Here is a 24,677-nt window from a genome sequence, read left to right on the forward strand (position 1 = left end):
CCGGGCATGGGGTGTGTTGTCCTCTATAGGTACCGGATGGGCTTCACGGTTCGCCCGCAGGGATGTCTCTGTGCTGCAACCGTTCGGTTGATTTCTCCTTACGCGGGAGTAAGTTGACTCCGCAGTAAGCCCCCAAGTCCGCGAACGGGAGCCGACCATGGGCGTGCGCAAGGATCTCAGGAGGGCCAAACACCGCTCCGACCTGGCGGAACGCGCCATGGTCGAACTGATCAGGGACCAGGACGGAACCGTTCGGGAGGTGCGGGCCGCGCCGCTCGTCGGGCCAGTGGCCTCCGGATCCACCGCCGACATACCTTACGTCAATGCCGAGGAGGCGCCCGACGCGGTCGTCCTCAGGCGCAAGGAGGCCGGCAGCTGGCGGCCCGTGACGGCGGCCGCCTTCGCCCAGGAGGTCACGGCCGTGGCGAAAGGCCTGATCGCGTCCGGTCTGGAGCCCGGCGGGCGGGTCGCCCTGATGTCGCGCACCCGCTACGAGTGGACCGTCCTGGACTTCGCCGTCTGGGCCGCGGGCGGACAATCCGTGCCCGTGTACGCCACCTCGTCCGCCGAGCAGATCGCCTGGATCCTGCGCGACTCCGGCGCCCGCTTCGTCGTCGTGGAGAACGACGACAACGCCGCGACCGTCGCCGAAGCCTCCCGGCAGCTCCCCGAACCGCCCCGTGAGTGGCGCATCGACGGCGGCGCGCTGAGGGACCTCGCCACCCTCGGCCGGGACGTACCGGACGACGAGGTCACCAAGCGCCGGGCCGCGCTCACCCCCGACACCATCGCCACCCTCTGCTACACCTCGGGCACGACCGGCCGCCCCAAGGGCTGCGTACTCACCCACGGCAATCTGCACGCCGAGGCCGCGAACACCGTCGAGCTGCTGCACCCGGTCTTCAAGGAGGTCACCGGCCAGACCGCGGCCACCCTCCTCTTCCTTCCGCTCGCGCACATCCTCGGGCGCACCCTCCAGATCGCCTGCCTCCTCGCGCGCATCGAACTCGGACACTGCCCGAGCATCAAGCCCGACGAACTCCGCCCCGAGCTCCAGGGGTTCAGGCCGACCTTCGTCGTCGGCGTGCCGTATCTCTTCGAGAAGATCCACGACACCGGCCGGGCCACCGCCGAGAAGATCGGCCGCGGCTCGTCCTTCGACCGGGCCGACCGGATCGGCGTACGGTTCGGCGAGGCGTACCTCGACAAGTTCCTCGGCCGCGGCAAGGGACCGGGGCCCGGCCTGTACCTCGGCTGGGCGCTGTACGACCTGCTCGTCTACCGGCGCATCCGCAAGGAGCTCGGCGGCAGACTGCGGTACGCCATCAGCGGCGGCTCCCCGCTCGACCGCCGCCTCAACCTCTTCTTCTACGCCGCCGGGATCATCATCTACGAGGGGTACGGCCTCACGGAGACCACCGCGGCCGCCACGATCACCCCGCCGCTCAGCCCACGCCCCGGTACCGTCGGGCTGCCCGTCCCCGGCACGGCCGTGCGGATCGCCGACGACGGTGAGGTGCTGATCAAGGGCGGCATCGTCTTCGGCGCGTACTGGAACAACCCCGCGGCCACCGGCGACGTGCTGCACGACGAATGGTTCGCCACCGGCGATCTCGGGTCACTGGACGAGGACGGCCATCTCACGATCACCGGGCGGAAGAAGGACATACTCGTCACCTCCGGCGGCAAGAACGTCTCGCCCGCCGTGCTCGAGGACCGGCTGCGCAGCCGCCCGCCCGTCGGCCAGTGCATCGTCGTCGGGGACAACCGCCCCTTCGTCGCCGCGCTCGTCACCCTCGACCCGGACGCCGTCCAGCACTGGCTCACGGTCCGCAAACGTCCCGCGGACACCCCGCTCGCCGACCTGTGCGACGACCCGGCGATGATCGCCGACGTCCGTAAGGCCGTCGAGTACACCAACAAGGCCGTGTCGAGGGCGGAGTCGATCCGTGAATTCCGCATCGTGGCGGGGGAGTTCACCGAGGAGAACGGGCTGCTGACGCCGTCGCTGAAGATCAAACGGCACGCGGTGACGGCGGCGTACTCCAGGGAGATCGAGGCGCTGTACGGCTGACTCGGCAGGCTCACCCGGGTACCCCTCACGCGCTGGCTTCGCGGGCCTCCGCGAGCGTCGCGGCATCTGTCCGGTGAGCCCGCTCGTACACCCGCGGATCGTGCGGTTCATGGAGCAGCTACCGCACGAGCACAAGCGCGGCAAGGCGTTGTTCCGCGAACGGATCAGACGGGCCGGGCTGCCAGAGTGGGTGGCCGCGCCGGCCGAACCGGAGAACTTCCTGGCCGTCCTGGAGAAGGGACTGCGGTCCTACGGCCTGCCCGTCCTGGACGACATGCTGAAGGAGTCCATCCTGGTGGACCTCGGCTACGTTGACGGCAAGGCTCTCGCCCAGGCACGGAGGAACGCCGACTCCGCGCCGGTTGTCCCCGATCTGCTGTGCGATGTAGTCGCCTTGGAGGTCGGGCTGCGAAGCCTCATGTGACCAGCCCCGACACGGAAGCCGAGCACGTGGAAGCCACCAACCTCCTGTACCGCGATCCGGCACTCTACGACGTGGTCCAGTCCGACAGCACTAGCGCCGGAATGTGCCAGACCCTGATCGAGCTGCACCGGCCGGACGCCCGGACCCTGGTCGACTTCGGATGCGGTACCGGCCGCGACCTGGAGATCCTCGCCAAGCGCTTCGAGTGCATCGGCGTGGACCTCCAGCCCAGCATGGTCGACTACGCCCACCAGGCCCGGCCCGGGCTGGACATCCGCACCGGCGACATGCGCACCGCACGACTCGGCAGCCGCATGGACGTGGTGACCTGTATGGGCAACAGCCTCGCCTACGTGCACGACAACAACGACATCGGCCAGGTCTTCGCCACGTTCGCGGCCCATGCCCGGCCGGGAGCGCTGCTCGTGCTGTGTTCCCCCGTCGCCCCGATCACCCGGACTGAGCCGACCACCGCCACGGTCGACACCCCGACGGGATCCGCGACCGTCACCATCCGCCACACGTGGGACCTGCGGACCCAGATCAACACCGTGCACCGGCACTGGATGCTCCCCTCGGGCGACGAGGCCCGAGACGAGATCCGCAGGCGTGTCCTGTTCCCCCAGGAGCTCGAACGCTACGCGGAGGGCGCCGGCTTCGAGGTCCTGGACATGAACGACGGCATAGGGACAGGGTTTACCGGCCCCACCGCGTACACAGTGGCGCGATACATCCGGCGATGACCGGCGGGGCACGTCCGCGACCGGGTCGCCGGACCCGAGTCCCACGGCATCGGAGCCGGACCCCACCCCGTCCGAGCCCCCGACGCAGTCGCCGGACCCGACACCGTCCGAGCCGGACCCCGGCTGCACGACAACCGGCCCCGGACCCGTCGGCCACCGAGACCCCTTCGCCGGACCCGGGCGAGACGCGGGGCGACGGCACCTGCCCGCCCACCACCGGCTGACGGCTCAGTCCCTTCCCGACAGCACCTCCGAGAGGTCGTACCGCACCGGCTCCTCCAGCTGGGCGTACGTACAGCTCTCGGGGGTGCGATCGGGGCGCCAGCGCCGGAACTGGGCCGTGTGCCGGAAGCGGTCGCCCTCCATGTGGTCGTACGCGACCTCCACCACCCGCTCCGGCCGCAACGCCACCCACGACAGGTCCTTCTTGCCCGACCAGCGGCTCGGCGCCCCGGGCAGCCGGGCCGACTCGTGCGCCGCCTCATCGGACCAGCGCGCCCACGGGTGCTCCGCCACATCGTCCAGCCGTAGCGACTCCAGCTCGGCCACCAGCTCCTCACGCCGCTTCATCGAGAACGCGGCGCAGACGCCCACATGCTGCAGGGTGCCCCCGGCGTCGTACAGGCCGAGCAGCAGCGAGCCCACGACCGGCCCACTCTTGTGGAAGCGGTAGCCGGCGACGACGACATCCGCCGTCCGCTCGTGCTTGATCTTGTACATCAGCCGGGCGTCCGGGCGGTACGGAAGGTCGAGCGGCTTGGCGATGACCCCGTCGAGGCCGGCGCCCTCGTACCGTTCGAACCACTCCGCGGCCACCGCCGTGTCCCTCGTGGCGGGCGCCAGATGGACCGGGTCGCGGGCGTCCCCGAGGGCCTCGGTGAGCGTGGCGCGCCGCTCGGCCAGCGGGGTCTCCAGCAGCGACTCGTCGGCGAGCGCCAGCAGATCGAAGGCCACGAAACTCGCCGGGGTCGTCTCCGCGAGCATCCGCACCCGTGAGTCGGCCGGATGGATGCGTTCGGTGAGCCGGTCGAAGTCCAGCCTGCCCTCGTACGCGATCACGATCTCGCCGTCGACGACACACCGCTCCGGCAGGTTCTCCCGGAGCGCGACGACCAGCTCGGGGAAGTAACGGGTCAGCGGCTTGCCCGTACGGCTGCCGATCACCACCTCGTCGCCGTCCCGGTGCACGATCGCACGGAAGCCGTCCCACTTGGCCTCGTACTGCATCCCGGGCGGGATCTTCGCCACGGACTTGGCGAGCATCGGCTTCACGGGCGGCATCACCGGCAGATCCATGTGCCGATTGTCCGGTATGCAGGGCGTCGTGGCACGGCCTACGCTGACGGGCATGGCCGGAGCGGTGGAACTGGAGGTCGGGGAGCGGACCGTCCGTGTGTCCAACCCCGACAAGGTGTACTTCCCGGAGCACGGCTACACCAAGCTGGACATGGTCCAGTACTACCTCGCCGTCGGCCCCGGCATCACCCGCGCCCTGCGCGACCGCCCCACCACCCTGGAGCGCTACCCCGAAGGAGTGACCGGCGAGTCCTTCTTCCAGAAGCGCGCCCCGAAATACCTCCCGGACTGGATCCCGACCGCCCACATCACCTTCCCCAGCGGCCGGACCGCCGACGAGATGTGCCCGACCGAACCCGCCGCCGTGCTGTGGGCCGCCAACCTCGGAGCCGTCACGTTCCACCCGTGGCCCGTGCGCCGCGACGACACCGATCACCCCGACGAGCTGCGCATCGACCTCGATCCCCAGCCCGGCACGGACTACGCCGACGCCGTGCGCGCCGCCCACGAACTGCGCGCGGTCCTGGACGAGCACGGCCTGCGCGGCTGGCCCAAGACTTCCGGCGGGCGCGGCATCCACGTCTTCGTCCCGATCGAGCCGCGCTGGACCTTCACCCAGGTCAGGCGCGCCGCGATCGCCTGCGGCCGGGAGCTGGAGCGCCGGATGCCGGACCAGGTGACCATCAAGTGGTGGAAGGAGGAGCGCGGCGAGCGGATCTTCGTCGACTACAACCAGACCGCCCGCGACCGCACCATCGCCTCCGCCTACTCCGTCCGCCCGCGACCGCACGCCCCCGTCTCGGCCCCGCTGCGCTGGGACGAGGTCGACGACGCCGTGCCGGAGGACTTCGACATCACGTCGATGCCCGGCAGGTACGCCGAGGTGGGCGACGTCCACTCCGACATGGACGAGCACCGCTTCAGCCTGGAGAGCCTGCTGGAGCACGCCCGCCGGGACGAGGCCGAGCACGGCCTCGGCGATCTGCCGTACCCGCCGGAGTACCCGAAGATGCCGGGCGAACCGAAGCGGGTCCAGCCGAGCCGCGCCAAGAAGCCGGACGCCAAGAAGTCCGGCGCCAAGAAGCCCGAAGGCGAGAAGCCCGAAAGCGAAAAGCCCGACAACGGGAAGCCGGACGCAAAGAAGTCCGGCGCCAGGAAGTCCGGCGCCGACGAGTCCGAGTGACGGCGGCCCCCTTCCCGGGGCGGGAAGGGGGCCGCTGTTTCATCGGAACGCCGGAGCTAAAGCTCCTTGATCCGGATGTTGCGGTACGAGATCACATCCGTCGTCCCGTGGACCTGGAGGCCGATGTACCCCTGCGCGTACCGACGGCCGTCCGTGCCCGGGTCGTCGGCCCGCGGCGGGACGAACTCCTGGCCGCCGGTGTTGTCGAACTCGTTGATCAGGACACCGTTGCGGTAGATCTCGTAGTGCTGGCCGACCACGCGGATCTCGTAGTCGTTCCAGGTGCCCTTGGGGGTGACTCCGGCGCCGCCGAGGCCGACGCGGTCGAAGCCGTAGATCGAGCCCGTCTTGTACATGTCGCCGTCGGGCCGGTCCAGGACCTGCACCTCGTGGCCGTACTTGATCGCGACCCACTCGGGCCTCGGCTCCTCGGGGTTGCCGTGGACGTACGGGAAGCGGACGAAGACACCGCTGTTCGCGTTGCCCGATCCCGGGGCGTCGTCACGCCACTGGAGCTTCAGCGAGAAGTCGCCGTACTGCCGCTGCGGCAACCACAGCATGCCCAGGCCGCCCTTGGTCGTGCCGCTCGTCATGGAGCCGTCGGGGTTGAGCCCGAACGACCCGCCGCCCACGTGCTGCCACGTGGCGAACGACGCCGCCGTGCCGTCGAACAGATCGCGGTAGCCACTGGTCTGGCCCGGCTTGCCGATGCCGGACTGCTTGGCCGCCCGGTAGATCTTCTTGTGTTCGCGCTGGTCGATCACCCCGTCCGCGAGCAGCTGGTCCAGCACCTTGTCGACGTGCTTGAGGAAGAGCGCGTGGGACGTCCAGTCCTTCTCGTCCTCGATCAGCTCGTTGATGGTGCAGCGGGAGCGGGTGACCCGGTTCGGGACGCCCGTGTCGACCGTGCCGACGATGACGGTCAGCCGTTCGTCGAACTCCGGGCAGTTGGGCGCCGGAACGCCACCGCCCTCCGCGACGGTGAAGGACACCTGCTTCGCCGAGGAGGTGTTGCCGGCCTTGTCGGTCGCCCGGTGCTGCACGGTGTGGAAACCGACCCGGTCGACGATCACCGGGGTGGTGTACGCGAGGTAGGGGCCGCCGTCGAGCGAGTACTCGACCTTGTCCACCCCGGAGTCCGCGTCGGTCGCCGACACGGTCACGGTGGCGCTCGTGATGAACGCGCCGTCCGAGTTCTTGTCGCCGGTGACGGTCGCCGAGGTCGCCGGCGGGGTCTTGTCCTGCGTCGGCGGGGCGACGACGGTGAAGTCGACGGCCTTCTCGGCCGCCACGTTGCCCGCTCTGTCGGTCGCCCGGTAGCGCACCTTGTGGGTGCCCACCTCGTGGACCATGACCGGCGCGGTGTACGCCTGCCAGGCGCCGTCGGCCCCGAGTGCGTATTCGATGGTGTTGACGCCCGAGCCGGTGTCCGACGCGGTGACGGTGACCGTCGCCATGCCCAGGTACCGGCCCTGGTCGTCCTTCTCGCCGCTCACGGTCGCCGAGGTCTCGGGCGGCGTCCTGTCGTTCGTCGGCGGGGCGACGACGGTGAAGTCGACGGCCTTCTCGGCCGCCACGTTGCCCGCCTTGTCGGTCGCCCGGTAGCGGATCTTGTGGGTGCCGACCTCGTGGACCATCACCGGGGTCGTGTACGGCTGCCAGGGGCCGTCCGCGCCGACCGCGTACTCGACCTTGTCCACGCCCGAGCCGGCGTCGGTCGCCGACACGGTCACCGTGGCGTGCCCGATGTACGCGCCGTCCGTGTTCTGCTCGCCCTCCACGTTCGCCTGGGTCTCCGGCGCGGTGGTGTCCTCGCCGCCGCCCTCGGTCACGGTGATGATGCCCTGCATCTGCCCGTGCCCGGGGATGGAGCAGTAGAAGCGGTAGCGGCCGGGCGTGAGGGTGACCTCCGCCGTGTGCTTCCCGCCCTGGGCGTCACTGGGGTTGGCCAGGATGTTCAGCGGGACGTCGTTGTTGTACTCGGGGTCGGAGACGTCGAACGTCAGCGTGTGTGGCATCCCGGTGGTGTTGCCGGTCGCCGTGCTGTTCTCGAAGACGATGGTCGTCGGCCCCGCCACCGCCGTGGTGGGGAAGGACAGATAGCGGTCTATCGGATCGCCCGCCGTCCAGGTGAGGACCTGCGCCGCGGCTTCCCGGTCGTCGGTCCTTCCGTACGCGGCCGTCGACGTCAGCCCGACGACCATGGCGAGCGCCGCGAGCAGAGCCGCCCACAGACGCAGTGGCCGGTGTCCCGGTCGGTGTCTCATTGCGCCGCCTTCCTCGCGAGCTGATCGGCGGCCGGTGTGGCCTCGCCGCCCTTGTAGGTCACACGCCACAGTGCGGACTTGGGGTCCGAGGTGAAGAAGCCGCGTCCGTAGTCCAGGACGTACAGCGAGCCGTCCGGCGCGAACTTCCAGTCCATGAGGTTGCGGATGCCGTTCGTCCCGCCCGGGACGATCTTCTTCAGGGACTCGGCGTGCACGGGGATTCCGCCCTTGCCGACCGTCTTCGGGTCGGTCAGCACCGCGTGGCGCGGCTGGTCGCCGTCGTAGAAGTCACCGACGAACCACTTCCCGTCCCAGTACGACGGCCACTTCACCGCCGAGTCGCCCGCCGCGTCGTAGCGGTAGACCGGCCCGTTCATCGTCGCCTGGCCGCCGCCCTTGAGCCACGGCAGCAGCAGCTTCTGTTCCTCCACCTTGTAGCTGGGGACGCCGGCGGCGTCGCGCGGATAGTCGGGGCCGCCTCCCTGCGGCGAGTACCAGATGGTGTTCGGTGTGACGGGCGGCAGGTTCACGAGCCCGTCGTTGTTCGGCGACTCGTTCTTGGGCTTGGCGCAGTCGTACCAGCCCAGCGGCCGGCTCGGGTCCGGCAGATTGCGGTCCCGGTAGGGCTGGTTGTTGCCCATGCAGTAGGGCCAGCCGTGGTTGCCCGGCTTGGTGATCGCGGCGAACGTGTCGTACTTGGCCGGGCCCCACGTGGTGGACGGCGAACCGGCGTCCGGGCCGACCCAGCCCGCGTAGAGGATGTCGGTCGTCCTGTCGACGAAGATCCGCGCCGGGTTGCGCACGCCCATCACATAGATCTCGCCGCGGGTCTTCCCGCCGCCCTCGTCGGGCTCCTCGCCGGTGAAGAGGTTCCCCACGGGGAGCGTGTAGGTGCCGTCGTCCTCCGGGTGGATGCGGAGGATCTTGCCGTTGAGGTTGTTGGTGTTGCCTGCCGTGCGCCGCGCGTCCGCGAAGGAGACGCCCTTGAAGTTCGGCTCCGGGTTGTTGCCCGAGTAACCGCCGCTGAAGCCGGAGGAGTTGTTGTCACCGGTGGCGATGTACAGATTGCCCTTCGAGTCGAAGGCCATTCCGCCGCCCGCGTGGCAGCAGCTGTGGATCTGCACGGGCCACTTCAGGAGCACCTTCTCGCTCGCCAGGTCCAGCTTGTTGGCGGCGAGGTCGAAGGTGAAACGTGACACGTACCGTTCGGCCATGTGCGTGTCACGGTTGATCTTCGAGTGCGGTGTGTAGTGCAGATACACCCAGCCGTTGGACATGAAGTCCGGGTCGAGCTCGATGCCGAGGAGCCCTTCCTCGTTCTTGGTGAGCTCGTCGCCGCCGCCCTTGTTGCCGAAGACCGTCAGCGCGCCCGCGAGGGTCACCTGCTTCGTCTTCGGGTCGTAGACGTGGATCTCGCCCTGGCCCTTGCCGATGTCCGGGTTGTTCCAGTCGGTCACGACCGGCTTGGACGAGTCCGCGCCGCCGCGGCCGATGTACAGGATCCGCCCGTCGGGGGCCGCGACCAGACCGTGCGGCTCGCCGATCTGGTCGTTCTGCCCTGGCTGGTTGGGCTGGGTGACGCGCTCCGCCGTGTAGTTGGCGGTGATGGTGGCCTTGCAGTCGGCGCGGGAGGTCCGCGTCGTCCACGCCAGGGCGCCGCGCAGATGGTCGCGGAAGTCGGTCTCGGCGTACGAGTCGACCGTGCCGCCCATACCGGTGAAGAAGGAGCGGCCGCCGTCGTAGTCACGGCACCAGGACACCGGGTGGTCCCAGCCGTTGGCGCCCTGGCCCGCCTGGTACGAGCTCTCCTTGACCCGGGCCACGGTGTGCACGGAACCGGATGGGTTCACGGCCCAGTTGAGCCACTTGTCGGGACGCTTCCAGTTCAGCGGCAGGCTCTTGGTGGCGGGGTGCAGACGGTCTCCCACCTCGACGACCGCGCGCTGCACGGTCGCCGGGGAGGCTGTCGGCCGGGCGCCCACCAGTCCGGTGAACCAGTCCGAGTACGGCTCGGTGCGGGCCGCGTCATGGATGCCGACGAAGCCGCCGCCCGCCTCCATGTACGTCTCCAGTCCGGCTTCCTGCTCCGGGTCGAGAACGTCGCCTCCGCCGGTCAGGAAGACCACGGCGTTGTACCGTCCCAGCTTTCTGGCATTGGTGAACACGGAGGCATCGTCGGTGGCTTCGGTACGGAACCGGCCCGCGGCAGGGCCCGACAGGCCGATCTGCTCGATCGCCGCGATGCCTGCGTCGACGGTCGGTGACTCCTCGGTGGCCGAGGCGTGGAAGACCAGGACCCGGACGTTCGCGCCACCCGGCGGCGACGGAAGGGACAACGTTGTCGGTGCAGCCGTCGGTTCTCCCGGATCGGGCCTCGCCACAGCCGCGTTCCCACCGAGCAGGGACGCGCCCAGTGCCCCGGCCAGCAGGACGGCGGTCGTCGCGCGCCGGGATCTCGACCGGTGATGTGGTGCACGGTGCATGTGGTGCATGTGTTCACCTGATTTCTCCCAGGAGGCCCCGGCCTTCAGGCCGGGGAGGAATGGGTCCTTGGAGCGGAGCCGCGTAGCGGCGGAGTTCCCTTCGTGTCTGTCGTGACCTGTGCTTTCGGCTGTTGTCAGTGGTGGCGGTTAGGTTGATGGGGTGAAGGTCGTGGTGCAGGTGAAGCTGTTGCCGTCGCCGGAGGTGGCGGCGGCTTTGGCGGCGACCCTGCGCGTGTGCAACCGGGCGGCTGATGCCGCATCGGCGGTGGCGTACGAGACGGGCACCACCACCCGCAACGAGCTGCAGAAGCTCGTCTACGCCCGCTTGAAGGCGGAGTTCGGGCTTGCTGCCCAGCCGGCCGTGCGGGTGGTGAAGAAGGTCGTGGATGCCTACGCCACGTTGCGTGCGAACATCCGGGCGGGGAACCTGGGTTCGGCCGCATCGAAGCGGCGCAGGCGTGCGGAGTCGAAGCCGGTCGTTTTCCGGTCTGATGCGGCCCAGCCGTATGACGACCGGATCCTGTCCTGGCAGCACGACGCGCGGACGGTCAGCGTCTGGACGGTGGCCGGGCGGATGAAGGGCGTCCGGTACGCCGGGCATCCCGGCCAGTTGGCGATGCTCGAGAAATACCGGCGGGGCGAGTCGGATCTCGTCCATCGGGACGGCATGTGGTTCCTGGTCGCCACCTGCGAGATTCCCGAAGCGCCGCTCAACTCCGACCCGGTGGACTGGATCGGGGTGGACCGGGGGATTACCAACCTCGCCACCACGTCGGACGGGACCAACCACCAGGGCCGTCGTCTTGGCCGGTACCGGCGCTGGCACGCCCGCAAGCGAGCCGAACTGCAGGCGAAGCAGACCCGGTCCGCTACTCGGCGGGCCAAACGCCGGGCACGCCGCGAGGCCCGGCACGCCGCCCACGTCAATCACAGGATCAGCAAAGAGATCGTGGCCGTCGCACAACGCACCGGACGGGGTGTCGCTCTCGAAGAGCTGGGTGGCATCCGTGACCGGGTACGGCCTTCTCGCGACCAGCGGGCCGCGCTCTCCTCCTGGCCGTTCCACCAGCTCGAAGAGCACATCCGCTACAAGGCCCGGCGGGCCGGGGTGCCGGTGATCTGGGTGGACGCCCGCTACACCTCGCAGATGTGCCCCAGATGCGGGCACACCGCCAGGCACAATCGTCCCGTCCGGGACACCTTCTGCTGTCGTCGGTGCGGGCTCGCTGGCCCCGCCGATCACGTCGCCGGGGTCAACGTGCGCAACCGGGCACGCTCGGCGTGGGTTCTCGTCAACGGACCCGTACCACAAAGGACCTGAACACCTCCTTTTCGCTGGTAGATGCGACCCGTGACCGCCCTGCCGTAGGGGGCAGTCGGGAGCGCGACAAGGCGCAAACGACAGAGCCAACCCGCTCGGTCGTTTACGGCCGAGAAGTTGACCCATCCCTCATTGGTCACAGCAACAGCCGTTGAAGCTAGACCTCTTTTGGCGAGACGCCAATAGGTAAGGCCGCGATACGACGAACTTTGTCCTGGGTGTGGAGAAACGAAGATCACCCGACTACCGTGTGCCGCCCGCCCTGATTTCCACCCGGCTCAATGACCCTTTCGGCACTGGGGAGTTCGTATGGACAGACGGAGCTTCAACTGGCGCCTGCTCGCCGGAGGCGCAGCCGCGGCGGCCGGCGCGACATCGTTGTCGCTCGCCGCCGCCCCTGCTGCGACCTCCGCCGAGGGAGACGCCCCGAAGACTGCCCCGGCGGGCGGTGCCGTACGCCATCTCAAGCTGTACGCCGAGAAACTGCCGGACGGTCGGATGGGCTACGGCCTCGAGAAGGGCAAGGCGACGGTGCCCGGGCCGATGATCGAGCTCATCGAGGGCGACACCCTGCACGTTGAGTTCGAGAACACGATGGACGTCCCGGTCAGCCTGCATGTCCACGGCGTCGACTACGACATCGCGAGTGACGGCACCAAGCTGAGCCGCAGTCATGTGGAGCCGGGCGGCACGCGCACGTACACCTGGCGCACCCACACCCCGGGGCGGCGCAAGGACGGCACCTGGCGGCCTGGGAGCGCGGGGTACTGGCACTACCACGACCACGTGGTCGGCACCGACCACGGGACGGGCGGGATCCGCAAGGGGCTGTACGGCCCGGTGGTGGTGCGGCGTAAGGGCGACATCCTCCCGGACAAGCAGTTCACGATCGTCTTCAACGATATGATGATCAACAACAAACCGGCCCACCAGAGCCCCGAATTCCGGGCCACGGTGGGGGACCGGGTCGAGATCGTCATGATCACGCACGGCGAGTACTACCACACGTTCCACATCCACGGTCACCGCTGGGCCGACAACAGGACCGGACTGCTCACCGGCCCTGACGACCCGTCACGCGTCATCGACAACAAGATCACGGGACCCGCCGACTCGTTCGGCTTCCAGATCATCGCGGGGGAGCATGTGGGCGCGGGAGCCTGGATGTACCACTGCCATGTGCAGAGCCACTCGGACATGGGGATGGCCGGGCTGTTCCTGGTCGCGAAACCGGACGGGACGATCCCGGGCTACGAGCCGCACGAGCACTGAGGCCGCGCCCCGGCCGGGCAGGCGGGTCAGCGACCGTAGGTGTCCCGGCACAAGGCGGTCAGCGACGGATCCGCGACCCCCTCGGAGCGGGCGCAGAGCTTCCGCATGTCGTAGTCGGGCCGCGGCCGGGCCGGCGGACGCACGCCGGGCCGGTCCGTCCGCGGGAGCCGGACCTTGGGCGGGGTGCGACGGCCGGGGAACTCCGGGTGCCCGGCGCGGCGGGGCGGGACGGGCGCGGACCTGTCGCCGTCCGGACGCGTACGGTCCGGCGTGCCCGGGGCCGGGTCCTGGTCCGGCCGTTGCTCACCCGTGCCCATGCCCTTGTCCGTGGTCTGCTGCTGCGACTTCTCGGGCGCCGTCTCCCCGAGTTCCTGGCGCGCCGACGTCTGTCCGGGTGCGAGCGGCGCGGACGAGCGGTCGCCCGCCGGAGCGAGACTCGGCGCCGGCGGCGACGCCGGCGGCCCCGACACGGAGACGCAGCCGGTCGCGGTGAGGAGGGTGAGAATAGCAAGGGGCATGGTCCGCAGGCGCATCCCACCACCTTGCCGCAGCGGGCGACGCACCTGGTAGCGGATCCGGCCCGGACCACCATGACGAGTGATCACAGGGACCGCGGGCGACGGCGGGTGACGTCGTGGATCACCGGCGACCACCATGTGATCGCCGGGACGGTCACGCCGCCCGGCGACCGGGACCCGGTCGCCGGGCGGCCGCCGGCCTTGCCAGGTCCTGCCGGACCTGACGGCCCCTTCGTCGACGACCGGCGCGCCTGACGGCCGCTCCGCAGGACCTGGAGGCGGTCATACCCCACGTCCGGGACACATGACCGCGCCTCACGGTCCCTACGCTGTACGGCATGGCAGACGCGATCGTCGTCGGATCCGGCCCGAACGGCCTTGCGGGCGCGGTCACTCTCGCCCAGGCGGCATGCGCGTCACCGTCCTGGCGGCTGCGGACGAGCCGGGCGGAGGCTGTCGTTCCGGCGAACTCACGCTGCCCGGGCTGATCCACGACCACTGCTGCGCCGTGCACGCCACGGGAGTCGCCTCACCGTTCCTGAGCTCGCTCGGCCTCGAGCGGTACGGCCTGGAGTGGGCCTGGCCCGAGGTCGATCTGGCGCACCCCCTGGACTCGGGACCGCCCGGGGTGCTGCTGCGCTCCCTCGACGCGACCGCCACCGCGCTCGGCCCGGTCGACGGCCCCGCGTGGCGAGCCGTCTTCGCCCCGCTCGCGGACGGCTTCGACGCCCTGCTCGCGGACATCATGCGGCCGATCGCCACCCACCCGCCCACCCCGTGCACCTCGCGCGGTACGGGCTCCTGGCCGCGCTGCCCGCGGCGGTGCCCGCCCGGCGATGGCGCACCGATGCCGGCCGCGCGCTGTTCGCCGGGCTCGCGGCGCACGGCTTCCACCCCAACCGCCCGCTGACCAGCGCAATCCCGCTGATGCTGGGCGCCGCCGGCCACGCCTGCGGCCGGCCCGTCGCCCGCGGCGGCTCGCGCGCCGTCAGCGATGCGCTCATCGCCCGGCTCAAGGAGCTCGGCGGGACGGTCGAGACCGGCATACGCGTCGACTCGCTGGACCAGCTCCCGCCGTACGACACCGTCCTGCTCGACCTCGCGCCCGATGCCGTCCTCCGCATCGCGGCCGACAGACTGCCGCCGCGCGTACGACGGGCTCACACACGCTTCCGGTACGCACCGGGCGCGTACAAGGTCGATCTCGCCGTCGAAGGCGGTGTGCCCTGGCGTGACGAGGGCTGCCGGCGTGCCGGCACCCTGCACCTCGGCGGCTCGGCGGCGGAGGTCGCGCACACGGAACGGGAGATCAAGCGGGGGCGGATGCCCGAACGGCCCTTCGTGCTTACCGCGCAGCAGTATCTCGCCGATCGGGGCAGATCGCGCGGCGACGTCCATCCCGTGTACGCGTACGCACACGTGCCCAACGGCTATCGCGGGAACGCGACCGAGGCCGTGCTCCGGCAGTTCGAGCGTTTCGCTCCGGACGTCCGCGAGCGGATCGTCGCGACGGCCGTACGGTCGGTCCTTGCGACCGAGGCGTGCAACCCGAACCACGTCGGCGGCGACATCATCACCGGCGCCACCGGCCCTCTCCAGCTCGCCCTGCGGCCGCGCCGCGCCACCCTGGACCCCTACAGCACCGGGATCCCGCGTCCGTCTGTGCTCCGCCGCGTCCCCGCCGGGCACGGGCGCGCACGGAATGTGCGGGCACCACGCGGCGCGCTCGGCACTGCGTGCGGCGGGCCGGGATCGGTAGCAGACTCGTTAGCTGAACCCGAGGAAGGGGCGACGCACCATGCTCACCACGCGCTACGTCACAGGTTCCCCGAACTGGCTCGAACTCGGCACGCCCGACATCGAGGGCGCCGGCGCCTTCTACGGCGGCCTCTTCGGCTGGACTTTTCAGTCGGCCGGCCCCCAGGCGGGCGGCTACGGGATGTTCCAGCTCGGCGGGAAGACGGCTGCCGGGGCGATGACCGTGCCGCCCGAGCAGGGAGCCGCCGCCTGGAATCTCTACTTCCAGTCGCCCGACGCGGACGCCACAGCCAAGCGGGTGCGCGACGGCGGCGGAACGGTCGTGGCCGAGCCTATGGACGTCTTCGACCTGGGCCGCATGGCGATCTTCACCGACCCGGCAGGCGTCGGCTTCGCGACCTGGCAGCCCGGCACCAACAAGGGCCTGGACGTACTGAACGAGACGGGTTCGCTGCGATGGGCGGAGCTCTACACGCCCGACACGGAGTCCGCCCTCGGCTTCTACCGCTCGATCTTCGGGTGGGAGGAGTTCGGCGTCCCGATCCCGGGCGGCGACACCTATACGACGGTCAACCCGGCCGGTGCGGGTCCACAAGGCATGTTCGCGGGCCTCGTCCCCCTCGAGACCGACGCCACGGAGGCGGCCGACGGTCCCTACTGGCTCCCGTACTTCGAGGTCGACGACACGGACGCATCCGTCGCCCAGGCCGAAAAGCTGGGCGGCAAGGTCCGGTTGGCACCCCTCGACCTGGAGGACGTGGGCCGCATCGCGAAGCTGGCGGACCCGTTCGGGGCCCGCTTCGCGGTCATCAAGAGCGTGCCGCAGGGCTGAGCGGTCTTGGGGAGGTGTCCGAGTGATCCGCAAAGGTCGGATCACTCGGACACCTCCGCTCCAGGATGTCCGGGTGCGAAGCCCTCAGTGTTTGTACAGTCCGCAATGTCAGCGGAGCGGTCTAGCGTGACCGCATGCCACTCGATGACGCACTGGCGGCCCGTATGGCCGAGCCGGACTTCTGGCCCGTGTACCTGTTCGACGGCGACGCACCCGACGTCTACGACGAGGATGCGGAGGACCAGGAGTCGCATGTCGCACGGTTCCAGCTGGGTGGCGGTTTCGCGCTGGTCCTCGACCTGACGCTCGCGCTGGAGTACGTCGATCTTGCCCTGGCGGCCCCAGGCCTTCCGCAGCCTGTGACGGTCGGCTGGGACGACCAGGCCCACTTCCACCCGCATGTGATGGCATGGCCGGAGCTTGACCTGCTGTGCCGTGCGGTCTCCCTGCACGACCCGGAGCTGCGGCATCCCGGGCCGATGCTGGCGTTGTTGTGCCGCTTCGCGTTTCTGACGGAGGGGGACGACCTGGACGGGGTCACGCCGCTGGTGGACGCGGCGTTCGGGCTGATGCGGCCCGGGGACGGGGGAGGCGGGGTGCAGGCGGAGACCCGCGACTGGTTCGACCTGCGGGATCTGCGCGGTACCGGGGTTGTATGGACCAGCCGGGCCGACGGCCACCGGGCCGTCGACCAGCACGGCGACGACGGTCTGCCGCTGTACTCCCTCCGCGCGCCGGACTCGGAGGACTTCCCGTTCGGTGCCTGGTCGGCGCTGCTCGCCCACGCCCGGGAGCGCATGGGTGCAGCGGCCGGCGACCGCACACTCAGGGCTCCGGCAGTACGACAGGCCCTCGACCGCTGCAGCGCGCCCGACGGATACGAGCACCTGGCCCCGCTGGCCGACGCGCTGGCCGAAGCCGGGTACACCCATCCCGTCCTGATGCGCGCGGTCGCGCAACCCAGTCACCGGGCAGAGGCCTGCTGGGCCGTCGAAACCCTGAGCGGCCTGCCGCAGGGCGAACTTGTGCCCCGCTGGTTCGGCCCGAGCCCGCTGTCCGGCAGCGAATCCTGGCGACTGTCGCTCACTCTCCCCGTGGCGGGACGTCCGTGGCGCTTCGGCCAGCAGGTCGCCGGGGAGCTCAGCACCGCCCTTCAGGACGCCGGCCTCGGCCGGGCGGAAGTCGGCGGCAGCATGTCACGGCAGGAGGGCGACGGCTACGTCCACGTGGAGGACCACCTCGACCTCCTGATCCGTGACGACCTCGCCGTCGGCGTGACGATCGTCGCCCGGATCCTGCACAGCCATGGTGCCGCGGAGACTGCCATCCTCCGGCATGCCGGAAAGGGTGACGAGGTCGTACCTCTCCGGCGGCCGAACTGACGGCCTCCCGACAGGGAACGGAAGACCAGGTGCTCAGCTGACGTTGCGCGCCGACACCACCGCACACAACCCTCACGCCACGGAGGCCGACCCCGGTCTCGGCGTCCTGATGGACGCAGCGGTGAAATCCCCTCCGGACGCCAGATCGTGACGGCCCGCCAGGGCCGCCTGGCAGGGCGCTCGCAAGGCCTCAGGGCGACCGCCACTGTTTCGTTGAGTGTTCATTGACGCGGTGTTTATGAGCTGCGGGCAACGTGTTCCGCATGCCGATCAACACCATGACGACCAGTTCGACCACCAGCAGGACCACGAGCACGATCGCCGCCGAACTCTCGTGGCAGGAATCAGCCCTTTGCGCCCAGGCCGGCCCCGAGTTCTTCTTCCCCGCCCCCGGATCCTCGACCCGCGAGGCCAAACTGCTGTGCGGCGCCTGCGAGGGACGTGTGGCGTGCCTGGAGTACGCCCTGGCGCACGACGAGCGGTTCGGGGTGTGGGGCGGGCTGTCCGAGAAGGAGCGGGGACGGCTGAGGCGTGGTCAGAGCCGGCCCGCGGGGTGACGGCCGTCCTCGGAGAGCTCGGCCCGCTCGGCGGCCTTGTCGTCGGCCGTCGGACCGGCGCGATAACCGGATGCTGACGACCCTCGTGTGTCATTACGATCAACGGGCATGGGGGACCTGATCACGGATGAGGAGTTTGCGGCGTTCGGCCGCACGGTGGACCGGCTGCGGACGCTGCCGCTGGACGATCCGACGCGCAGGCGGGGCGAGGAGCTCGCCGCCTCGTTCGCCAGGGAAAGCCGGAACAAACGACGCAAGGCCCGTCAGCGGGCGCGCTCCGAGGCCGACGCCGCGCTGAGTGCCGCCACCGCCACCGGTGCGCTCGACCGCCGTGAGGACACCGCGCTGGAGCTGCGGCACGGGACGGTGGGGGAGTATCTGAAGCCCCGCCACTGCTATGTCTGCAAATCGCTCTATCGGCAGGCCGACGCGTTCTACCACCGGCTCTGCCCCGACTGCGCCCGCGACAACGCAGCCCGCCGCGCCCTGCGGACCGACCTCTCCGGCCGCCGTGTGCTGCTGACCGGCGGCCGGGTGAAGATCGGTTTCCAGCTCGCGCTGATGATGCTCCGGGACGGCGCCGACGTCCTCGTCACGAGTCGCTTTCCGCAGGACACGCTGCGCCGGTTCCGTGCGGTCGAAGGGAGCAGGGAGTGGTCCGAGCGGCTGACCGCCATCGCGATCGACCTGCGCGACCCGCGGCAGGTGCTCGGCCTGTGCGACCGGCTCCGCGCGGACGGCACGCCCCTCGACATACTCGTCAACAACGCGGCGCAGACCATCCGGCGGCCGCCCGACTCGTACGCCCTGCTGGCCGCGGGCGAGGCAGGCCCGCCACCGCGTGGCGTGCTCTCCGCGCCCGGGTACGCGCCGATGGCCGACGTCGGCCGGCCGGCAGGCTCCCTCGCCCTCGTCCTGCCCGACGCGGACGAGGCCGGTCTGCTGCCCGACGCCGCACCCTCCAACTCCTGGTCCACACGCATCGGTGAACTCGACCCCGCCGAACTGCTCGAGACCCAGCTCGTCAACGCCGTGGCACCCGCGCTGCTCTGCGACCGGCTGCTGCCGCTGCTGCTCGCGTCACCGCGGCCGCGCCGGTACATCGTCAACGTGTCGGCGGTGGAGGGCCGGTTCGCCGTGCGCAACAAGACCGGCGGCCATCCGCACACCAACATGGCCAAGGCCGCTCTCAACATGCTGACCCGCACCAGTGCGGCGGAACTCGCCGCGCAGGGTGTGCACATGTGCAGCGTGGACACGGGCTGGATCACCGACGAGAACCCGGCCCCGCGCAAGGCGCGGATCGCCGCGGCCGGCACCCGCACGCCGCTCGACATCGTGGACGGCGCGGCGCGCGTGTACGACCCGATCGTGCGGGGTGAGGCGGGTGCGCCGGTGGCCGGCGTGTTCCTCAAGGACTACCGCGCGGCCGACTGGTGACGGCAGGGGCGGGGACAGGTGCAGGCTCAGGGGGCAGTCGCAGCGGCAGCGTCGCCCCGGCGGGCGGTCAGCTCGACGGGATGCGGAACGTCTCCCCGTTCGTGCGCCACGCCAGCGGCGCGGCCAGCTCCATGTTCCCGTTCCGGAGGAACTCCCGCTGCTCGGTGTCGATTCGGGACGTGTCGCGCTCGGACCGGGTGAGCCTGGTCAGCATCACGGCCCGGCCCGCATCGAGGAAGGCGTTGAGGTACGCCTTCTCGTCGCCGCCCTCCGCCGCCGTCTTCGCCTTGTTCATCGCCGCCTGCCGGATGCCGTAGAAGCCGTCGGCCTCCAGGCCGGGGCCGTGCAGCACCATGGCGTCGTAGTAGATGAACTGGCCGAGCGTGCCGAGGCCGTCCATCTTCGCGAGCCGGACGGCCGGGTCGAAGTAGATCCGGTCCCGGGCCTCGTCCTGGGCCTTCCGGAAGGAGGGCTTCTGCGCCTCCCGCGCCCAGGCGTCCGTGAACCCGGGGTCGAGGCCCTCGTGGGAGTCGGTGCCGTCGACCTTGCGGAGGGCGGGCAGGTAGCGGGCGAGTCCGTTGTCCGGGTGGGCGGTGGTGTACGACTCGACCAGCTGGAGCATGTCGTTCGTGCCGGAGCAGAAGCCGACCACTCCGGCGGTGTAGCCGTTGCCGTCGCCGTGGTCCTCGATCGCGTCGTACTGGCCGCGCCAGTCGAGCGTGGAGTTGTCCGCGCTGGCCACGAGCCGCGCGGCGATCTCCTTCTTCGCGGGGTCGGCGAGGCCCGGCGGCAGCTTCGCGATGCGGGCCTCCAGCGCCTTCTGCTCCGACGCCGAGCCCGCCTTCAGGGGGTTCGCGGCGTGGCTCGGCGCCTGCGACGCCATGTTCGGCCGGTCGGCGAGCGGCACGTCCGACTCGCCGCCTCCGCCGATGAAGACGGACACGGCTATCGCGACGGGCGCGGCCACGAGGAGGATGCGGGTCACAGGCTTCACGCGGCACAGCGTACGGGGATGCTCACCTGCGTAAACGCCCCGCCCTGCGGAATCATCCCTTCCGCACCGCAGTGGCCGGGAGTATCCCTCGGGGACCCGAGGCGCCCTCTGCCTGCCCCGTCCGCCGCGTCGGTGCCCTGGCGTGCATCAGGCCGCCGCGCGGGTGGTCCCGTCGCCTGGGTCCGCCGCGTGGGTCAGCGCGCAGCCCGGGTCCGCCGTGGGCGTCAGCCCGCTGCCCGGGTCCGCCGTGGGCGTCAGCCCGCTGCGCGCGCCGCCAACCGCGTCTTGCGCGCCGCGAGCCTCTCGTCGAACTTGCCGGCCTCTGCGTCCAGTCCGCCCATGTACAGGCCCAGTTCCTCCTGCGCCTTCAGGCCCTCGGGGCCGAGCCCGTCGATCTCCAGGACCTTCAGGAACCGCAGCACCGGCTGCAGCACGTCGTCGTGGTGGATGCGCAGGTTGTAGATCTCGCCGATCGCCATCTGCGCCGCAGCCCGCTCGAAGCCAGGCATGCCGTGCCCGGGCATCCGGAAGTTGACCACGACGTCGCGCACGGCCTGCATCGTCAGATCCGGGGCGAGCTCGAAGGCGGCGCCCAGCAGGTTCCGGTAGAAGACCATGTGCAGGTTCTCGTCGGTGGCGATCCGCGCCAGCATCCGGTCGCAGACCGGGTCGCCCGACTGATGCCCGGTGTTGCGGTGCGAGATGCGCGTCGCCAGCTCCTGGAAGGCGACGTACGCCACCGAGTGCAGCATGGAGTGGCGGTTGTCGGACTCGAAGCCCTCCGACATGTGCGCCATGCGGAACTGCTCCAGCTTGTCCGGGTCGACGGCACGCGAGGCGAGCAGGTAGTCGCGCATCACGATGCCGTGCCGGCCCTCCTCCGCGGTCCAGCGGTGGACCCAGGTGCCCCAGGCGCCGTCACGGCCGAAGAGCGTCGCGATCTCGTGGTGGTAGCTCGGCAGGTTGTCCTCGGTGAGCAGGTTCACGACGAGGGCGATCTTGCCGATGTCGGTGACCTTGGACTGGCCGGGCTCCCAGGGCTCGCCGTCCTCGAAGAGGCCGGGGAAGTTCCGCCCGTCGGCCCACGGGACGTACTCGTGCGGCATCCAGTCCTTGACGACCTTGAGATGCCGGTTGAGCTCCTTCTCCACGACCTCTTCCAGCGCGTACAGCAGCCGGGCGTCCGTCCACGCTTCTGAACTGCCGAGGTGGGGAGAGGTGATCGTCACGGGTGCTCCTGGGGACGCGGAAACATATCAGGGGACGCATGCAGCGCCGAGGCCGCGGGCACTCCGCCGGATGGCCTGGGGAAGGCGGATTACCTACGGCCTCGTAGGTTACGAAACCGTAGGTTAAAGGCCAGGTAAGCCGTGGGCCAAGCCTGACCTCCTCATGTCCCGTAACGTCCGGTTATGTATGCAGGTCCCGGAGGCGCACCGAGAGGCAGGTCACGCAGCCTTCGAGCTTCTCGAACTCGCTGATGTCCACGAGAACCGGGACATAACCGAGATCCTTGAACAGCTCTGCCGTCTTCGGTGCACTCGCCGCCATCAGCAGCTTTCCGCCACCCAGCAGCACCACGTGCGCCCCGGGCTCCTCCGGCACCGGCAGGAATCGCGGAAAGAGCGACGGCTGCTCCACCAGCGGCTCGTACCCGATCACGGTCCCGTCCGGCAGTGCGGTCACCGCCGACTTCAGGTGCAGCACCTTCGACACCGGTACGGGGACCACGCGCGCCCCCAGCGGCTCGAACGCCGCCCGGAGCTGCTGGACGCCCGCCGCGTTGGTCCGCCCGCCGCGGCCCACGTACACCGTGTCGCCGATCTTGAGCACATCCCCGCCGTCGAGCGTGCCCGGCTCCCACACCCAGTTCACCGAGCAGCCGAGGCGGGCCAGCGACTCTTCGACGGCCGTGGTCTCCGGCCTGCGGGACTCGGCTCCGGACCTGGCGATGAGGGCCACGTTCCGGAACATCACCACCGTGTCCTCGACGAAGACCCCGTCCGGGCAGTCGTCGGCGGGCTCGGTCTCCACGGTCTCCCAGCCGTGCTCGCGCAGGGCGTCCGCGTACGCCTCCCACTGGGCGAGCGCCGCCTCCGTGTCGACGGGGCGGCGCTCGACATGGGTGACCATGCCCTCGGCCAGGCGCGGGCTCGGGCGTCGGATCAGGGCTCTTCTGCTCGGCACGGGGTCTCCTGGGCGGACTCGGGGGTGACGGCGCCCATCCTCGGGGGATGACGGCGCCCATCATTAGCCCTACCTGCCCGGTGCCGTAAAGACCCACTCGGGGGTCACCCGGATACGCGGGGATCACCGCTCCCTCGTCATTGCTCCTCCTCCGCCGGTGCCCGGCGCACCTCGTCGGCCGTCGTGGGCCGCAACTCGCCGTCGAGCAGGAGCCAGCGCGTGATTCCGAGGGACTCCAGGAACCGCACATCGTGGCTCGCCACGATCAGCGCACCCTCGTACGCCTCCAGCGCGGCCGTCAGACTGCGCACACTCGCCATGTCCAGATTGTTCGTCGGCTCGTCCAGCATGAGCAGCTGGGGAGCCGGCTCGGCGAGCAGCAGCGCCGCCAGCGCGGCACGGAACCGCTCTCCGCCGGACAGAGTCCCGGCCGCACGGTCCGCCCGCGCCCCCTTGAACAGGAAACGCGCCAGCCGTGCCCGGATCGCGTTGTCCGTCGCCGCGGGTGCGAACCGGGCCACGTTCTCCGCCACGCTCAGCCCGTCGTCGAGCAGGTCCAGCCGCTGCGGCAGGAAGCGCAACGGCACCTGGGCCGTCACCTCTCCCGCGACCGGCTCCAACTGCCCGGCGATCGTGCGCAACAGCGTCGTCTTCCCCGCGCCGTTCCGCCCGACGAGCGCGATCCGCTCCGGGCCGCGCAGCTCGAACTCGCCCGCGACCCGGCCCCCGTGGAGCAGCTCCACACCGGAGAGCCGCAGTACGTCGCGGCCCGGATGGACCTTGGTGTGCGGCAGCTCGACGCGGATCTCGTCGTCGTCGCGCACCGCCTCGACCGCGGCGTCGAGCCGCTCCCTCGCCTCCTCCAACTTCTCGGTGTGCATGATGCGGTGCTTGCCGGCGGAGACCTGGGCCTCCCGTTTACGGGCACCCATCACGATCTTCGGCTCACGCTTGCTGTCGAACATCTTCTGGCCGTACCGCTTGCGGCGGGCCAGCTTCACCTGGGCATCGGCCAGTTCACGCTTCTGCCGCTGCACATCGGCCTCCGCGACGCGGACCATGCGCTCGGCGGCCTGCTGCTCGACGGCGAGCGCTTCCTCGTACGCCGAGTAGGCGCCGCCGTACCAGGCGACCTCGCCGTCCCGCAGATCGGCGATCTGGTCGACCCGCTCCAGAAGTTCACGGTCGTGGCTGACCACGACCATCACCCCGGACCAGGCCTGGACCGCGTCGTACAGCCGACCCCTCGCGTACAGATCCAGATTGTTGGTCGGCTCGTCGAGCAGCAGCACGTCCGGGCGGGCCAGCAGCAGCGCCGCGAGCCGCAGCAGGACGCACTCGCCGCCCGACATCTCGCCGATGGTCCGGTCCAGGTCGATGTGCCCGAGGCCGAGCTGGTCGAGCGTGGCGCGTGCGCGCTCCTCGACGTCCCAGTCGTCGCCGACCGCCGTGAAGTGCTCCTCGCGCACATCGCCCGCCTCGATGGCGTGCAGCGCGGCGCGGGTGGCGGCCACACCGAGCGCCTCGTCCACACGCAGGGCCGTGTCGAGCACCAGATTCTGCGGCAGGTACCCGACTTCGCCCGCGACCCGCACGGAGCCGCCGGTGGGCGTGAGCTCACCCGCGATCAGGCGGAGCAGCGTCGACTTCCCGGAGCCGTTGAGGCCGACCAGGCCGGTCCTGCCGGGGCCGGCGGCGAGCTGGAAGTCCTCGAAGACCAGGGTGCCGTCCGGCCAGGAGAAGGAGAGGGACGTGCAGGTGACGGAGGTGGGGAGCGTAGACATGGTGGGTCTCCCTGTTGCGATGGAAGGGGTAAGGGCAACGGGTGAGACACCGGTGACACCGGTCGGGACAGCTCGGGACAGCACAAAGGCCCTGGTCCGGAGGGACGGGACGGCTCGTACGCCGAGGTCGCACACGGGCGCGCGGGAGATGCCGCGACACAC

19 protein-coding genes are annotated in these 24,677 nt (G+C 70.4%); 11 read left to right on the forward strand and 8 right to left on the reverse strand.

Annotated features, from left to right (window positions below; translation table 11 throughout):
- The first annotated feature begins 157 nt into the window (after window positions 1-157).
- From ABT078_RS23435 to ABT078_RS23445, 3 genes are all read left to right on the forward strand, one after another.
- Complete coding sequence (locus ABT078_RS23435) at window positions 158-2,074, forward strand: AMP-dependent synthetase/ligase (RefSeq protein ID WP_351230756.1); 1,917 nt, start codon at window positions 158-160, stop codon at window positions 2,072-2,074.
- Window positions 2,075-2,183: 109 nt separating this feature from the next.
- Window positions 2,184-2,498, forward strand: coding sequence for a hypothetical protein (locus ABT078_RS23440; RefSeq protein WP_351230758.1), 315 nt, complete (start codon window positions 2,184-2,186; stop codon window positions 2,496-2,498).
- A complete protein-coding gene (locus tag ABT078_RS23445) occupies window positions 2,495-3,241 on the forward strand; it encodes a class I SAM-dependent methyltransferase (protein ID WP_351230760.1) in 747 nt (248 codons plus the stop codon). The genes ABT078_RS23440 and ABT078_RS23445 overlap by 4 nt, the downstream gene beginning before the upstream one ends.
- A gap of 228 nt (window positions 3,242-3,469) precedes the next feature.
- Here ABT078_RS23445 and ABT078_RS23450 read toward each other — a convergent pair whose 3' ends face one another.
- Window positions 3,470-4,537, reverse strand: coding sequence for an ATP-dependent DNA ligase (locus ABT078_RS23450; protein WP_351230763.1), 1,068 nt, complete (start codon window positions 4,535-4,537; stop codon window positions 3,470-3,472).
- A 52-nt stretch (window positions 4,538-4,589) separates the two neighbouring features.
- Here ABT078_RS23450 and ligD point away from each other — a divergent pair, with 52 nt between their 5' ends.
- The gene (gene ligD, locus ABT078_RS23455) at window positions 4,590-5,720 is read left to right on the forward strand and encodes a non-homologous end-joining DNA ligase (RefSeq protein ID WP_351230765.1); all 1,131 of its coding nucleotides are present in this window, start codon (window positions 4,590-4,592) and stop codon (window positions 5,718-5,720) included.
- A gap of 56 nt (window positions 5,721-5,776) precedes the next feature.
- Here ligD and ABT078_RS23460 read toward each other — a convergent pair whose 3' ends face one another.
- Both ABT078_RS23460 and ABT078_RS23465 read right to left on the reverse strand, forming a co-directional pair.
- Window positions 5,777-7,987, reverse strand: a complete 2,211-nt coding sequence (locus tag ABT078_RS23460; RefSeq protein WP_351230767.1) for an OmpL47-type beta-barrel domain-containing protein — start codon at window positions 7,985-7,987, stop codon at window positions 5,777-5,779.
- Window positions 7,984-10,470, reverse strand: coding sequence for a ThuA domain-containing protein (locus ABT078_RS23465; RefSeq protein ID WP_351230885.1), 2,487 nt, complete (start codon window positions 10,468-10,470; stop codon window positions 7,984-7,986). The genes ABT078_RS23460 and ABT078_RS23465 overlap by 4 nt, the downstream gene beginning before the upstream one ends.
- A gap of 160 nt (window positions 10,471-10,630) precedes the next feature.
- On the opposite strand from ABT078_RS23465, the gene ABT078_RS23470 reads away from it, so the two are divergent.
- Complete coding sequence (locus tag ABT078_RS23470; RefSeq protein ID WP_351230769.1) at window positions 10,631-11,791, forward strand: RNA-guided endonuclease InsQ/TnpB family protein; 1,161 nt, start codon at window positions 10,631-10,633, stop codon at window positions 11,789-11,791.
- Between the two features lie 309 nt (window positions 11,792-12,100).
- Window positions 12,101-13,063 (forward strand): multicopper oxidase domain-containing protein, encoded by a 963-nt coding sequence (locus ABT078_RS23475; protein WP_351230771.1) that lies wholly within the window; start codon window positions 12,101-12,103, stop codon window positions 13,061-13,063.
- Window positions 13,064-13,089: 26 nt separating this feature from the next.
- Here ABT078_RS23475 and ABT078_RS23480 read toward each other — a convergent pair whose 3' ends face one another.
- Window positions 13,090-13,596, reverse strand: coding sequence for a hypothetical protein (locus ABT078_RS23480; protein ID WP_351230773.1), 507 nt, complete (start codon window positions 13,594-13,596; stop codon window positions 13,090-13,092).
- Window positions 13,597-13,990: 394 nt separating this feature from the next.
- On the opposite strand from ABT078_RS23480, the gene ABT078_RS23485 reads away from it, so the two are divergent.
- From ABT078_RS23485 to ABT078_RS23505, 5 genes are all read left to right on the forward strand, one after another.
- Window positions 13,991-14,491, forward strand: a complete 501-nt coding sequence (locus ABT078_RS23485) for a phytoene desaturase family protein (RefSeq protein ID WP_351230775.1) — start codon at window positions 13,991-13,993, stop codon at window positions 14,489-14,491.
- Between the two features lie 888 nt (window positions 14,492-15,379).
- The gene (locus tag ABT078_RS23490; protein ID WP_351230777.1) at window positions 15,380-16,171 is read left to right on the forward strand and encodes a VOC family protein; all 792 of its coding nucleotides are present in this window, start codon (window positions 15,380-15,382) and stop codon (window positions 16,169-16,171) included.
- Window positions 16,172-16,305: 134 nt separating this feature from the next.
- Complete coding sequence (locus ABT078_RS23495; protein WP_351230779.1) at window positions 16,306-17,553, forward strand: hypothetical protein; 1,248 nt, start codon at window positions 16,306-16,308, stop codon at window positions 17,551-17,553.
- A gap of 263 nt (window positions 17,554-17,816) precedes the next feature.
- Complete coding sequence (locus ABT078_RS23500) at window positions 17,817-18,110, forward strand: WhiB family transcriptional regulator (RefSeq protein WP_502981282.1); 294 nt, start codon at window positions 17,817-17,819, stop codon at window positions 18,108-18,110.
- 108 nt (window positions 18,111-18,218) lie between these two features.
- Window positions 18,219-19,550: an SDR family NAD(P)-dependent oxidoreductase gene (locus ABT078_RS23505; RefSeq protein ID WP_351230781.1), complete on the forward strand. Its 1,332-nt coding sequence runs from the start codon at window positions 18,219-18,221 to the stop codon at window positions 19,548-19,550.
- Between the two features lie 67 nt (window positions 19,551-19,617).
- Here the strand turns inward: ABT078_RS23505 and ABT078_RS23510 are convergent, their stop codons facing one another.
- The 4 genes from ABT078_RS23510 to ABT078_RS23525 all read right to left on the reverse strand — a co-directional run bounded on the left by ABT078_RS23510 (window position 19,618) and on the right by ABT078_RS23525 (window position 24,515).
- Complete coding sequence (locus ABT078_RS23510; RefSeq protein ID WP_351230889.1) at window positions 19,618-20,535, reverse strand: chitosanase; 918 nt, start codon at window positions 20,533-20,535, stop codon at window positions 19,618-19,620.
- 263 nt (window positions 20,536-20,798) lie between these two features.
- Window positions 20,799-21,773, reverse strand: a complete 975-nt coding sequence (locus tag ABT078_RS23515) for an acyl-ACP desaturase (RefSeq protein WP_351230783.1) — start codon at window positions 21,771-21,773, stop codon at window positions 20,799-20,801.
- 181 nt (window positions 21,774-21,954) lie between these two features.
- The gene (gene ddaH / locus ABT078_RS23520) at window positions 21,955-22,731 is read right to left on the reverse strand and encodes a dimethylargininase (RefSeq protein ID WP_351230785.1); all 777 of its coding nucleotides are present in this window, start codon (window positions 22,729-22,731) and stop codon (window positions 21,955-21,957) included.
- 137 nt (window positions 22,732-22,868) lie between these two features.
- On the reverse strand, window positions 22,869-24,515 hold the full coding sequence (locus ABT078_RS23525) for an ABC-F family ATP-binding cassette domain-containing protein (RefSeq protein ID WP_351230787.1): 1,647 nt from the start codon (window positions 24,513-24,515) through the stop codon (window positions 22,869-22,871).
- Window positions 24,516-24,677 lie beyond the last annotated feature (162 nt).

This window comes from Streptomyces sp. NPDC002133 (assembly GCF_040296405.1).
In the GTDB taxonomy this organism is placed as follows: Bacteria; Actinomycetota; Actinomycetes; order Streptomycetales; family Streptomycetaceae; genus Streptomyces.

Coding starts and splice junctions, on each gene's coding strand:
- ABT078_RS23435 (WP_351230756.1), top strand. CDS start 158: ATGGGCGTGCGCAAGGATCTCAGGAGGGCCAAACACCGCTCCGACCTG.
- ABT078_RS23440 (WP_351230758.1), top strand. CDS start 2,184: ATGGAGCAGCTACCGCACGAGCACAAGCGCGGCAAGGCGTTGTTCCGC.
- ABT078_RS23450 (WP_351230763.1), bottom strand. CDS start 4,537: ATGGATCTGCCGGTGATGCCGCCCGTGAAGCCGATGCTCGCCAAGTCC.
- ligD (WP_351230765.1), top strand. CDS start 4,590: ATGGCCGGAGCGGTGGAACTGGAGGTCGGGGAGCGGACCGTCCGTGTG.
- ABT078_RS23460 (WP_351230767.1), bottom strand. CDS start 7,987: ATGAGACACCGACCGGGACACCGGCCACTGCGTCTGTGGGCGGCTCTG.
- ABT078_RS23465 (WP_351230885.1), bottom strand. CDS start 10,470: ATGCACCGTGCACCACATCACCGGTCGAGATCCCGGCGCGCGACGACC.
- ABT078_RS23475 (WP_351230771.1), top strand. CDS start 12,101: ATGGACAGACGGAGCTTCAACTGGCGCCTGCTCGCCGGAGGCGCAGCC.
- ABT078_RS23480 (WP_351230773.1), bottom strand. CDS start 13,596: ATGCGCCTGCGGACCATGCCCCTTGCTATTCTCACCCTCCTCACCGCG.
- ABT078_RS23485 (WP_351230775.1), top strand. CDS start 13,991: ATGCGCGTCACCGTCCTGGCGGCTGCGGACGAGCCGGGCGGAGGCTGT.
- ABT078_RS23490 (WP_351230777.1), top strand. CDS start 15,380: ATGCTCACCACGCGCTACGTCACAGGTTCCCCGAACTGGCTCGAACTC.
- ABT078_RS23495 (WP_351230779.1), top strand. CDS start 16,306: ATGCCACTCGATGACGCACTGGCGGCCCGTATGGCCGAGCCGGACTTC.
- ABT078_RS23500 (WP_502981282.1), top strand. CDS start 17,817: ATGCCGATCAACACCATGACGACCAGTTCGACCACCAGCAGGACCACG.
- ABT078_RS23505 (WP_351230781.1), top strand. CDS start 18,219: ATGGGGGACCTGATCACGGATGAGGAGTTTGCGGCGTTCGGCCGCACG.
- ABT078_RS23525 (WP_351230787.1), bottom strand. CDS start 24,515: ATGTCTACGCTCCCCACCTCCGTCACCTGCACGTCCCTCTCCTTCTCC.